This window comes from Pseudomonas sp. 22082, from assembly GCF_052046055.1.
Classification (GTDB): domain Bacteria; phylum Pseudomonadota; class Gammaproteobacteria; order Pseudomonadales; family Pseudomonadaceae; genus Aquipseudomonas; species Aquipseudomonas pharyngis.
Genome location: NZ_JBQEQB010000001.1, coordinates 190823 through 203362 on the forward strand (window position 1 = coordinate 190823; position 12540 = coordinate 203362).

General features: G+C 55.8%; 13 protein-coding genes. 3 read left to right on the forward strand and 10 right to left on the reverse strand.

Features of this window, described 5'->3' with window-relative positions:
- Positions 1 to 104: 104 nt before the first annotated feature.
- Positions 105 to 605 carry a thiol peroxidase gene (tpx, locus tag ACTJK9_RS00780; RefSeq protein WP_011333939.1) on the reverse strand — a complete coding sequence of 167 codons (501 nt, stop codon included), beginning with the start codon at positions 603 to 605 and terminating at the stop codon, positions 105 to 107.
- Positions 606 to 754: 149 nt separating this feature from the next.
- Positions 755 to 1267, reverse strand: a complete 513-nt coding sequence (locus tag ACTJK9_RS00785; protein WP_085611730.1) for a hypothetical protein — start codon at positions 1265 to 1267, stop codon at positions 755 to 757.
- A gap of 310 nt (positions 1268 to 1577) precedes the next feature.
- On the opposite strand from ACTJK9_RS00785, the gene ACTJK9_RS00790 reads away from it, so the two are divergent.
- The 3 genes from ACTJK9_RS00790 to ACTJK9_RS00800 all read left to right on the forward strand — a co-directional run bounded on the left by ACTJK9_RS00790 (position 1578) and on the right by ACTJK9_RS00800 (position 4791).
- Positions 1578 to 2003 carry a YciI family protein gene (locus ACTJK9_RS00790; protein WP_064596264.1) on the forward strand — a complete coding sequence of 142 codons (426 nt, stop codon included), beginning with the start codon at positions 1578 to 1580 and terminating at the stop codon, positions 2001 to 2003.
- A 149-nt stretch (positions 2004 to 2152) separates the two neighbouring features.
- Entirely contained in the window at positions 2153 to 3799 is a 1647-nt protein-coding gene (locus ACTJK9_RS00795) for a J domain-containing protein (RefSeq protein ID WP_440811312.1), read from the forward strand.
- Positions 3796 to 4791: a DUF3829 domain-containing protein gene (locus tag ACTJK9_RS00800; RefSeq protein WP_440811314.1), complete on the forward strand. Its 996-nt coding sequence runs from the start codon at positions 3796 to 3798 to the stop codon at positions 4789 to 4791. The genes ACTJK9_RS00795 and ACTJK9_RS00800 overlap by 4 nt, the downstream gene beginning before the upstream one ends.
- A gap of 49 nt (positions 4792 to 4840) precedes the next feature.
- On the opposite strand, the gene ACTJK9_RS00805 is transcribed toward ACTJK9_RS00800, so the two are convergent.
- The 8 genes from ACTJK9_RS00805 to ACTJK9_RS00840 all read right to left on the reverse strand — a co-directional run bounded on the left by ACTJK9_RS00805 (position 4841) and on the right by ACTJK9_RS00840 (position 12488).
- Positions 4841 to 5512 carry a DUF3313 domain-containing protein gene (locus ACTJK9_RS00805; RefSeq protein WP_221399591.1) on the reverse strand — a complete coding sequence of 224 codons (672 nt, stop codon included), beginning with the start codon at positions 5510 to 5512 and terminating at the stop codon, positions 4841 to 4843.
- A 156-nt stretch (positions 5513 to 5668) separates the two neighbouring features.
- Complete coding sequence (locus ACTJK9_RS00810) at positions 5669 to 6643, reverse strand: hypothetical protein (RefSeq protein WP_440811316.1); 975 nt, start codon at positions 6641 to 6643, stop codon at positions 5669 to 5671.
- A 114-nt stretch (positions 6644 to 6757) separates the two neighbouring features.
- A complete protein-coding gene (locus tag ACTJK9_RS00815; protein ID WP_440811319.1) occupies positions 6758 to 7075 on the reverse strand; it encodes a hypothetical protein in 318 nt (105 codons plus the stop codon).
- Between the two features lie 216 nt (positions 7076 to 7291).
- Entirely contained in the window at positions 7292 to 8101 is an 810-nt protein-coding gene (locus ACTJK9_RS00820) for a class I SAM-dependent methyltransferase (protein ID WP_440811321.1), read from the reverse strand.
- A 23-nt stretch (positions 8102 to 8124) separates the two neighbouring features.
- On the reverse strand, positions 8125 to 9525 hold the full coding sequence (locus ACTJK9_RS00825) for a cytochrome P450 (protein ID WP_440811323.1): 1401 nt from the start codon (positions 9523 to 9525) through the stop codon (positions 8125 to 8127).
- Positions 9526 to 9532: 7 nt separating this feature from the next.
- Entirely contained in the window at positions 9533 to 10207 is a 675-nt protein-coding gene (locus tag ACTJK9_RS00830) for a dUTP diphosphatase (RefSeq protein ID WP_158090090.1), read from the reverse strand.
- 131 nt (positions 10208 to 10338) lie between these two features.
- A complete protein-coding gene (locus tag ACTJK9_RS00835; protein WP_440811326.1) occupies positions 10339 to 10818 on the reverse strand; it encodes a DUF934 domain-containing protein in 480 nt (159 codons plus the stop codon).
- The gene (locus ACTJK9_RS00840) at positions 10815 to 12488 is read right to left on the reverse strand and encodes a nitrite/sulfite reductase (protein WP_440811328.1); all 1674 of its coding nucleotides are present in this window, start codon (positions 12486 to 12488) and stop codon (positions 10815 to 10817) included. Before ACTJK9_RS00840 ends, ACTJK9_RS00835 begins: the two co-directional genes overlap by 4 nt.
- Between the last annotated feature and the right edge of the window lie 52 nt (positions 12489 to 12540).

Consider the following 12540-nt stretch of genomic DNA (forward strand, 5'->3'; position numbering starts at 1 on the left):
CGGCAATTTACCTTCCACTTACGTTTCAAGGTGTGAGGCAAAACACTGATACACAAATGAAAACGGCCTGGACAGAGCCAGGCCGTTAACAATTGTAAAAGCGCTTACTTGAGAACGGACAGCGCCGCTTCGTAGTTAGGCTCTTCGGCAATTTCCTTGACCAGTTCGCTGTGCAGGACATTGTCGTTTTCGTCCAGTACAACCACCGCACGGGCGGTCAGGCCTTTCAGCGGGCCGTCAGCGATGGCCACGCCGTAGTTCTCGAGGAACTCGGTGCCGCGCAGGGTCGACAGGTTTTGTACGTTTTCCAGGCCTTCGGCGCCGCAAAAACGAGCCTGGGCGAACGGCAGGTCAGCCGAGATGCACAGCACCACGGTGTTGCTGATGTCGTTGGCCTGAGCGTTGAACTTGCGCACGGAGGTGGCGCAGGTCGGGGTGTCGACGCTTGGGAAGATGTTCAGCACTTTGCGCTTGCCGGCGAAGTCTTTCAGGGTGACGTCGGACAGATTGCCGGCTACCAGGGAAAAGGCTGGCGCCTTGGAACCGGCTTGTGGCAGTTGGCCGTTGACTTGAACCGGGTTGCCTTTGAGCGTGACTTGAGCCATGAACGGAGTCCTTCTGAATGTTATGGGTGAGAATCTCGAGGCCGAAGTTAACCACGAAATGACGTCTGCAGCCTATGCCGATACTGAACCAACAGTGGCATGCTGTGATCAGTATCGGCGGCTCCCCATCCACTCAAGCCGTCACCAAGTCAGGGGTTAATACTATCGACTGCACTAGCCGTGGGATCACCAGCCCAGCTTTTATCAAATACGAAACTCGCTATGAGAGCGATCGTGCTGGACCAGTTGACATCGAGATTGGTGGCCAAGATATGCCATTGCCCATCTTGAATACCTTTGTCTGTTCTCGCACTGGCGATAGACCCGCCAGTGACAAAAGCTACAACATTGGCATTGTTTCCTCCGCTGTTATTTCCCTTCTCAATCTTATATTCAATCGTTTCAAATCGAACCCCTGCATCCAAGGATCGCCATGTGAAATACATTTGTCCGCGAAATGGGTAAATGCCGCCGGTTTGTGCCGTAAGCATTTTCTCTCCGGTCCGAAGCGGCTCTGGTTCGCCGGAACCTTCCTTTCCCGTTGTCGGAGCTACTGTGATATCGGCAGTCTGGTACCGGGAGGCTGCGATAGCCTCCTCCAATAAAGAAAACAGTACGTTCCCGGTTTGCGCAGTATCATCTTTCGATCTGTCCGTGCTCATGACTTTCTCCAATGCATAGATGTTTCAACATTAAACATCAGGAAATTTTCAGCACACCGAAACTCTCCTGTTGAGAGTTCAACCTATATTCGACAACGCATTTACCCAACTGTCATAAGTGACAGTTTTTTATATCATCTGAATATATTAAGCAGCGTTTCAATAACCATTTGAAAGTTATGTCTCGGATGCTATTTTTGAGGGGCATGAGCGGTGAATCACAGAGCTGATGTTTTGATCTATCTGTCGATTCAAGCCTGGCCTCTTCGACTAAGCAGTGAATCTCCCCACACTTCACGGAGTAACCACCATGCGCTTCATGATCATTGTCAAAGCCAGCCACGATTCCGAAGCCGGCGTGATGCCCAGCGAACAGTTGCTGACCGACATGGGCAACTACAACGAAGAATTGGCCAAGGCCGGCATCCTGGTTTCAGCCGACGGTTTACACCCCAGCAGCAAAGGCGCCCGCGTACGTTTCAGTGGCGAAAAACGTAGCGTGATCGACGGCCCGTTTGCCGAGACCAAAGAGCTGATCGCCGGTTACTGGATCTGGGACGTCAAGTCCAAAGAGGAAGCCATCGAGTGGGTCAAGCGCTGCCCGAATCCCATGCCGGGCACTGAATCGGAAATCGAGATTCGCCAAGTGTTCAGCGCGGAAGATTTCGGCGCCGAGTTCACCCCGGAACTGCGCGAGCAGGAAGAACGCATACGCGAGCAAGCCAAAAAACACTGAAGCCCCGAATCGAGCACGTCAGCATTTCCGTAAGGCCGGTGACGACTGAGCGAGACACGGGGACTTTTCGACGCGAAACAGGTAGGGTGCGCAACATCACAATGCCACCACTGGATCGCGTCGTAGTTTTTTATGGAGTTGTCATCGCAATGAGTTGCTGGACCGTCCTTGGCCTGTCGGCTGACGCCGATGTGCGCACGATCAAACGCCAATATGCCGTCCTGCTCAAGCAGACCCGCCCCGACGACGACCCCGAGGGTTTCCAGCGGCTGCGCGATGCCTATGAGCAGGCGCTGGCGTACAAGGAATGGCAGCAGTATCACGAGCAGAATCAGGACGAAGAGCAAGAACAGGGTATTGAAGAATCCTGGGATCTGAGTGGCCTGAGCGTGGTCGAGGTCGATGCCCTGCAACTCGCGACCCGTTCGCTGGATGGACTCAGCGTTGAAGAGCTGAACCATCGCCATGCCGTCACCCTCGAACAGGGTTGCGCGCATTTCTTCGAAGACACGGTGCTGCACCATTGCATTGAACACCCTGACACTTCGCAGACGCTGGTGGACTGGGCCATCCCGACCTTCTTCTGGTTCAGCGCCTGGCAACGCCTCGAGTTGGACGAGATATCGATCGACCTGTTGCTGGATCAACAACGCGCGCGCATTACGCAACCGATGAGTGATTCCCTTGAACGGGAAGACGTCGACGGATTTCTCCAGGCTTACGAGCATTGCGCGGATCACAACTGGTTGGCGATTCAGCAACATCAGGAATGGTTCAACCGGATGCTCAGCCATTTACTGCTGGATGCCCCGGTCTGGTCTCCCGAGATTTTCGAACGGGTGCGCGCCGGTCAAGGCTGGCACGGCTGCACGGGAAATCCCTGCCCTGACGGCGAATGGCAACGCCTGCTGGCTCGCCAGAATGCGCCGCTTTTCCTGGCTCACCAGCAACAACTGGCCACGGAGCCCGCCGTCACCCCCGAACACCGCGCCGCCCGCCTGCTGCTGGGCACCGGCTCGTTCAGCGCCCGTCGCGCACTGGCCCGACGCCTGCGCGAGGACGACTGGGCGCAATGCCGCAAGTTGAGTTCGGAGCTGTACGCCAATCACCCCAAGGTCTGCGCGCAGATGCCCGGCGGCACGGCGTTTTTCTGGCAAAGCTGGGAACTGAGCTTCAATGACTGGCCGACGTATGTGGGCGTTGTGCTGGCCTGCCTGATCGGCGCGTTCACCCATTACATTCCGTTGGGCGTGCGCCTCAGCGGGTTGATCAATATCGTCATGATCTCGACCGTGGTGTTTGGCGTGATCGTGGCCGGGCTCAATTGGTTGGTGCACAACGTTGCTCATCGTGTATGGCGGCTGGATGACCGGCTCAGTGCAAGCCTTTGCCCCGGATCTCTCAAAGACTCGCCGCCGTTCGGCGTGCTGCGGGACCTGCTGCCCGCCGCGCTGATGGTGGCCGGGCTCGGCTGGTTTTTCGGCCCGATTGCCGGCGTGGTATACGTCGCAACCCTGGCGACCTTCGGACTGGTGCGGCGCTGGCAATCCAGGCCCCGGGTTTCCTGGGAAGAAAGCGGGCCGGCCCTGAAAGTCGGCGTGACAATCCTCGGGATCGTGGTGCTGGCGGTCGTTCTCGGCGTTTTCAAAGTGGTCGCCAGCCAGGGCACGGTCAATCGCAATCAGGGCCTGCAACCCTGGACCGAACGCCTGTGCAGCCGCTTGCCGGCCACTACCGCCGAATGCAGCGCACCGGCCACCGTTGAGCAGTGGTACGGCAAGGAGGCACGCCCATGACCACGAGAGTGATGTTTTGCGTCGGTATCTTCTTCGCGCTGGTGATCATGGGGCTGACGGGCGCGACCCGCCCTTTCCTGCAGCTCGATCTCTGGCTGGACGAGCGCGATGGCCCGGTCACCGCCCAGGCCAACGCCCTGAGCCCGGTGATCGCCTGCGTCAACCGGATCGACGTGCAATGGCGAGCGGCCTACGACCGCTACAAGAACCCTCAACCGCCCTTGCCCCGCGACCAGCGCTGGTTGAAGAGCCTCAATGATTTCGACGACAGCGACGCGTTCAATGTGCGAGACATTCAGCGCGATGTCTGCGGTCAGGGCCTCACGGAAAAACTCGAACTGTTGGCCTGGCAGCCTGAACTGGCGCGACAGGCCAACGAGTATGTCCAGGCATTGACTCACGTCACGACCACCATTGCACCCACGCGGTTTTACCGAGAGGCGAGCTTCAGCTCCGGGTCGCAACAACCCTCCCCTGCAGAGCTGGCTGCGATCGAGCGCGTTTCACAGGAGTACATCGGCGCCTCGACAGCTCTGCGGCAAAGCTTGCTGCCCATCGACACCACGCAACGTGCCGAACAGCTCAAACTGATCGAAGCGCGTCTGGGCAGGGACATTCATTGGGATTTGCTGGCGTACATGATTCAGGCGCGGGAGACCGTCGACGCGCTCGACGAAGCGATGAAAAACCGCACCCTCACTCCGAAATTGCTGGCCGACACCACCGCAAAGCTGCAACAGGCGTGGAACCGTCGCGAACCCTACCTCGCACCACGTACGGGTGGATTCCAGAACAAGACCGATGCCGCACGGGACCTGTGGCTGCGCATCGGCGAGCCGGGGCAAAACTATCTCGAAGCATTGAACACCCTGCAAGCCGACTGGCAGAACCACGCCAAGCCCGAGCGTTTGAGCGAGGACTACTACGCCGTGACCCGCCGTTACGACGGCTTGCTCAGCCATTACAACCGCCTGGCCCGCGCAAACTTCTGACGCCGTGCACACATCGGATCGCCCTCCGTGGCGACCCGGCGTGCCGGTCTTACTTGGCCTTGAGCTTGAGGTAGGACTGATGCAGATCCGCCGCCCAGCCATCGATCACGCTTTTCACGTCATCGGCCTTCATCACCTGCGAATCGTTTTCCAGCGGTTTGCCGGTGCCTTTGCGCACCACCTGCGCCGCCACCTTGTTGGTGCCGCCATCGAGGAACACCGCTTCGGTCGCCAACGTGGTTTCCTGATCGCGAATGCCGCTAGCGGTGCTGACCGCTGCCGCCACCAATGCCACCGGAATCACCTCATAAGCATGCAGGCCTTCGGTCTTGCTGCTCACGGCGGTGATCGCCGCACGTACCACAATCACACCGGGCCCTGGGCCTGAGGCCAGTGGCAGGGATTTACCCAGTTCACGCTTGAGCGCCTGATCGTAATAGCTGGTGATGCCGTTGAGGGTCTGCTGCGGAATCTTCACGGTGGGTTGCGGTTTGGGATAGAGCTGGGTCGGTTCGACGTAGAAGCTGGTGAATTTGCCGATGTCGACGTTCGGGTCGATCCAGCGCATCACTTCGGCCCCCGACGGGGATTTGGCCTCCCTCAGCTGGCTGTAGTCCTTGAGGAAGCCTGAGTACTCGTCGGGTGCGACGGTTTTGCTGGAGCAACCCACCACGCCCAGCGTGGCAATGCACAGGGTGCTCATCATTACGGCTAGCTTCATGCTGTAACTCCTGTCGGAAGGCCGAATTTATTGCGTCGGGGGAGTTACAGGTATAGCTAAATTCGCGCCGTTTGCGATCAGAAACCCCAACATTGCGCAACGTCGGGTCCGGACCTTTGAAAGGTCCGGACCATCACAGGCGCTCAAGGCTTTCTTCTACCAGCTCGAAGTCTCCCCACTCCTCAACGCCATCTCCCGCCGACTGTTGGCCCGCATCGCCTTGATCAGCGACACCGTCCCCACCAGCAAAATCGCCGCACCGAACAGAAAATCAATGTTGTACAGCTGGAAATCCTGCACCGGCCCCACCAGCACCGTGCGCACTACGCCAATCCCCACCAGCGTGGCAAGGAAGTCGATCCCCGGCTCATCGCGGTAGAACACCAGCAGCAACGGCAGGCACAGCACCAGCAGCATCAACAGCACCACGACCTTGAACGAGCCTTTGCGCTCGACGCTGAACGCGCATTCGTGGGGGCCGTAGGCCTTGTAGTCCTCGTCGCGGATCATCGAGTTTTTCTCGTTGATGTAGTCGGCGCGGTTGTACTTCTGGATCGGCGTGAAGGTGTTGGACATCTCCATCAGCGTGGTGATGTTCTTGAAGCGCAGGTCGATGCGCTCGCTGCCCTTGAGGTAATACAGCACCGGTTTGTAGCCGTAGCGATAGGTGTCGAAGGGAAATTCGGTGACCCGGCCCTGAACGCTGATCGGGCGCGATTCGAGTTCGGCGAAGGCGCTCTTGTCGGTCGAGGCGAGGTTGCGGCTCAGGGGCAGGACTTTCACCTGTTCGAGGAAGATCGGCGTGACGCCAAACGACCATTGCAACGGTTCCAGGCGAAGACGCAGTTCGTTTCGGCCCAGGTCATAGCGGTTGAAGGTACGTTCGGACACCACCACCGCGCCGCTGAGCATGAACTCGCCGCGCAGGTTGTTGGTGATGCGCAGGGTCAGTTGATCCTTGCCCAGCAGCGCCGCTTCCGAATTCGGCGGTGTGCCGCACCAGGCGGTGCTTTCGCCCACGCCGCCGAGCTGGCCGCCACGGTTTTCGTTGAACACAAAGATGTAACCGGCCCACAGCGTCACCATCAGCAGCAACGCGGTGATGCCCAGAATTTTTTTGCCAACACTCACAACAGCAGACTCCCTTCCTGATTTGCTCAGCCGATAATCCGACGGCGAAAAGGACTCTACCAAAATGCCACCATCGCCCCAAGTCAAAAAACTGGAGCGAAGGGCGGCGGACGATTATTTCGGCTTGTAATGAGAAACCTTCGAACGGAAAACTGATTTTTCACTCTGCAGAACTCCGTAATCGACCGTCAGGCTCCCACGAGGCAGGTCGGATTCCGGGATAAGAATATTAATGGGATGCCCTATCTGCTCTTTAGATACCTGAACATCTAAGGCAAGCCCTTCTCCTGCGTCGGAAATAGCAAAAACTATGACTTCGTGTTCTGTAGCTATTTTTATCGCCGGGGCAGAGAAGTGGAGACCGTCCTGTTTTTCTTTCAGGACAGCGGCAGGAAGTGCCGAAAATAATATTCTTTTCGATTTGATAGACATAAAAACTCCTTACGCTCGTTTATTTGAATACAAGACCTTGATGGCAACCCGTATTGAAGGACGCTTTGCCGGCATTAATTAAAATTCGATACGAGTGTCTGTTCCACTGTAAGAAATAACAGTTTTTTATAACAATTACCGACACTGGAAACCAAAACCCAACCCAAAATGCATAAGAGACAAGGCCGTTCCCGATTTGCTTGGAGACCCTCTCCGCTATAGTTTCACCAAATGCAACTGAATCATCCGCAAAGCACCCACAACATAAAAGGGATTTACGGCTATCATTTTCAAGTCTGATAGTACTTTCTCCACCTCATTTCTGGCCGCCATACCGCTTGCAACAAGAGGATCCATGATCACCATAAAGGACCGCCACAGCAGGCTTTTTCGATAGGCGTCGCTGAAAAAAGGCTGGTCGAATGCCCAGTGATCTACAGCGACACCGTCCAACCCATGAACGTAAGACCACAATGGCTCAATACAGTCAAAACGCATCCCCATTTTCTTAGTCAACGCCTGCCCCCACTCGTTGGCCTTATTCAAAGAGTCATGCGCTGGATAACTGACGAACGGAAATCCGGGCTCTTCAAGCAAAATAGACCCACCCGCGCGGCAAACGGTCAACATATTTGCGAATGCACTATTCCAGTCTGGAATATGCATAAGTACGTACCGAGCATACAAAACATCAACTTGCTGCCTGTCTTGCCACGTATCCATCAGATTCAAGTTTTCGAACCTGACATTGGATAAATTGCCAGCCTCGAGAAGTTGATTGCAGATATGCAATTGCGAACCCGAAGAGTCCCCTCCTATTACCTGCATCGAAGGATACTCCCTCCCTAGCCAGCACGACATCTGGCCATGACCGCAACCGATATCCAACACGGTTTTGGCATCAGGCGGTAATTGGCTACGCAAGAATCTGACGCTGCCTTGTTCGTAAATATCGGAAAGTATTGCCAAGCGCTCTTGCTCAGCTGAACCTTCCCCCATCAAATAAACCTGACGTTGCTCACTCATACTTACCTCGACTGAAGTAAAACTTATTCGTGACGTCTCATTAAACAGACTGAAACATGCGAAGGACAAAGTGTGAACGCATAAATTTCTTCTGTCGGGCCTGCGCTTTCATCAGCTTTTACGTCAAAGTTCTTCGCCAACATGGAAATGGCCATCAGCGCTTCATGCATCGCAAGTTGATGTCCCGGACAGTGTCGAGGTCCGATGCCAAACGGAGTGCACGCTTTCTTATTGTCCTGCTCATATGCTTGACTATCGAGCCATCGTTCCGGGAGAAACTCTCCGGCGCGGATGAAGTGCCGTGTATCCTGGCCCGGGTAACCGATTAACAAAAAAACAGGTGTGCCTTTCAAGACTTCTACACCCTGAATTTCCACATCTTCATTTGGTTCAAGTGTTAGTAACGGAAAAACCGGCTTGAGGCGCATAGTTTCCTGAATTATTGCGTGCGCGTAAGGCAGCTTATCCAGCTGATCTATCGTAGGAATTACGTCGGTACTGTTCAGCACTCGGTCCACTTCCATTTGCAACTTTTCCTGAACCACGGGGTGTCTGGCAATAAAATAGACGGCCCAGGCAATCGTATTAGCCGTTGTGTCCTCCCCTGCTAATAAAAAGGTCAGAACGTTGCCGATAATTTCGCCATCAGAGAGTGATTCACTACCTGCGCTATTTTGGTGGGCAACCAGTTTTTCGATCATATTTACTGGCGGCAATGGAGGCGACGAACCATTTTCCATACGTTCGCGTGCGCTCTTGATGAAACCGCTCACCAAGTGATTGATCCTCGTCAGCGCCACGTTGAACTCGCGATCAGACTTCAGCGTTATATATCGCCAATAAGGAAACACCGCTGCTTGACGGCGAGCGGCTGTTTGCAGAAATGAAGATAGCGCGCCCTGTAACTCTCCAGCAGACTCTTCCAGCGTGTTAAGTTCATAACCAAAAGCAAATCCAGTCACTACATCAACGGTATAGCTCATAGCTTCCTGACGCATATCAACCGAACTACCATCAACCGCAAAATTTAACCAGCGTTGTTGTAAGCGTCGGGTTGTAGCGTCGATCGCCTCCCACGCATTTTTTATGTGCAATAAATTGAACGTCGGTGTGATCAGCCTTCGATGCCGGCGCCACTTATCCCCCTCGGCTACAAAAACCCCATCCGCTCCCACTTCAAGCCCTAGTTCTTCCATCTTTACCCAGCGTCTGAATTTCCCCGGCCGCTCGTGAAGCAGTTCAGCCATCACGTCAGGCTCAGTCACAACGAGAATACATTTCGATCCAATTTTAAAGGTATAAAACCCACCAAGTTCTCTTGCCCAGTCACACAAGACTTGATAAATGCGTGACGGCTTGATCTGTAGAATATTCCCGAGCAAGGGAATGCCAGCCGGCGACGGAAGTTTTTTGATCGATAACATTACGCCCTCACTGACTCCACTTGTGTGACGCTCGATATAAGTGTTCCAAACCTTTAATTAATTTCTCCTGCGTCGATATCGAACAGCACCCCGTCACCACGCCTTGCAAATAGTTAGAATCCTCAACAAGTGGCCAAAATTTGTTATATCGCCCCACTCGATAACCATTGACTTGGCGATAGACATGGAGCGCATATTTCTGCCGATAGCGTAAAATTATTTCTTCCCAGCTAATCAACCCACTCAATAAAAACAATCGTTCGAGCAACGGCAATCGAATACACCTCATCGTTGCATAACCAATGACTATATCCAGCAACCTTGGAATATCACAATCGACGAGCTTCACAGATTTACGTTGATAACGGCACACCTGAAGATCCGGATTAGATTCAAGCGCTAGCGACTCAGCAATGGCCCTCAGTTCACCGGGGTGTTGTTTTATATAGAAAGAAATTGCGAAACACAGTACGTCAACCAGTTCGAGTTGCATCTGGAAATAGTCTGTTTCAGTTTTAGCCCACCACTTCCAATCGTAAAATTCGAGGGCCTCGACTGCTTCGACGATAAGGGCACGACAACACGCATAATTTGCCTGCCTCCAATTTGGATCCACGCTCTCATTCAATAAATTCTGTTGCGACACAATCCAAAATGCCTGCTCAAAGCGAAGCTTTTCCATCATGCTCCTCCGTCGCGAACAGAAACGTTGATAGATGCATCTGAATCCTTGGTTCAGATTAGAGCGCAATAAATCGGAATCGCACACTGTCATATATGACAGGTGACAATTTCCAGACCAAGTGTTAGGGATCAGCGCCTTCGAAACAATGGTCGTGGCTCAATAACTGATCGCCCGTACAGCACGCTCATGCCCACCAGCCCTTTCAGCGCATCGTCGGCGGATTTGTCCTCGCGCACGGCGAAGCTGTCGAAACCGCACTGGCGCATGTGGCTGAGCTGGTCGCGCAGCACGTCGCCAATCGCCCGCAACTCGCCTTTCCAGCCGAAACGGCTGCGCAGCAGATAGGCCTGGCTGTAGGCGCGGCCGTCGCGAAAGCTCGGGAAGTCGAGGGCGATCAGTGGCAACGAGCTCAGCCACGGCAGCAGGCTTTCGACGCCGTCGTCCGGGCCGAGCCAGACCGCATGGGTCGAGGGTGATTCGAGCCAGTGGGCCAGCGGCAGAATCAACATCCCGGCGCTGGGCTCTGTTTCAGGCGAGCGGATCAGCGTCCATGGATCATCGAGCACGATTCGCGCCCCACTCGCCTCCATCCGCAGCAGATTGTTCATACCGAGGCCTCCAACGCTTTCGGGTAGACCCGCTCCTTGAACGGCTCCAGTCCGATGCGCGCCACGGTATCGACGAACAGTTCTTCGGCCTCGCGATAACGGACGAAGGTGCCGATGATCCGCTCGATCACCTGCGGCACTTCGGCCGCGCTGAACGAGGGGCCGATGACCTTGCCCAGTGCGCTGTTCTTGCCCTGTGCGCCGCCAAGGGTGATCTGGTACCACTCGCTGCCGTTTTTATCGACGCCAAGAATCCCGATGTTGCCGATGTGATGATGGCCGCAGGCGTTCATGCAGCCGGAGATGTTCAGGCTGATGTCGCCCAGATCATGCAGGTAATCGAGGTTGTCGAACCGCGCCTGAATTGCCTGGGCAATCGGGATCGACTTGGCGTTGGCCAGCGCACAGAAATCACCGCCGGGGCAGGCAATGATGTCGGTCAGCAGGCCGACGTTGGCGGCGCCCAGCCCGTGCTCTTTCGCCAGTTGCCACAGCGCGTACAGATCGGACTTGGGCACATCCGGCAGGACGATGTTCTGTTCGTGGGCGATGCGGATTTCGCCGAAACCGAAGCGCTCCGACCAGTCGGCCACGGCCAGCATCTGCGCATCGGTGACGTCCCCCGGCGGCGAGGCCAGGCCCGGTTTGGTCGACAGCACCACGCTGGTGTAGCCCGGCACTTTGTGCGGCTGAACGTTGCGCGCGACCCAACGGGCGAACGCCGGTTTCTCCGCCAGGTGCGTGCCGAAATCCAGATCGGTGCCCGCCAGCGCTTGGTAGTTCGGCGGCACGAAAGCACTGGCGACCCGCTGGTATTCATCTTCGGTCAACTGCGCGGGGCCGTCCTTGAGGTGTTGCCATTCCTCTTCGACTTCCTTGGCGAACGCCTCGATGCCCAGCGCCTTGACCAGAATCTTGATCCGCGCCTTGTACTTGTTGTCGCGTCGGCCGTGGCGGTTGTAGACCCGCAGCACGGCTTCGACGTAGGACAGCAAGTGCTGCCACGGCAGGCCGTCGCGAATCTGCAGACCAAGGATAGGCGTGCGCCCCAGACCGCCGCCGACGATCACCCGCAGCAACATCTGGCCGTCACGGCCGGGGTAAAGGTAGAGGCCGATGTCGTGCATCATGATCGCCGCGCGATCCTGCTTCGCCGAGCAGATGGCGATCTTGAACTTGCGCGGCAGGAACAGGAATTCCGGGTTGATCGTCGACCATTGCCGCAGGATTTCCGCCAGCGGACGCGGGTCGATCAACTCGTCCGCCGCGACTCCGGCGAAGGCTTCGGTGGTGATGTTGCGCACGCAATTGCCCGAGGTCTGGATCGCATGCATGTTGACCTGCGCCAGACGCTCGAGAATGTCCGGCACCTCGTGCAGTTCGATCCAGTTGAACTGCATGTTCTGCCGGGTGGTGAAGTGGCCGTAACCACGGTCGTAGTCCCGGGCGATGCTTGCCAGAGTGCGCATCTGTTCGGCGCTCAAGGTGCCGTAGGGAATCGCCACCCGCAGCATGTAGGCGTGTTTTTGCATGTACAGACCGTTCTGCAGACGCAGCGGCAGGAATTCCTCGTCGTTCAACTCCCCGGCCATGAAGCGCTCGACCTGATCGCGAAATTGCGCAACGCGCTCGAACACCAGCGCCCGGTCGTAATCATCGTACTGGTACATGCAACTGCCACCTCATCAGGATTGAACGCAAATTCATAACTGTGGGAGCGGG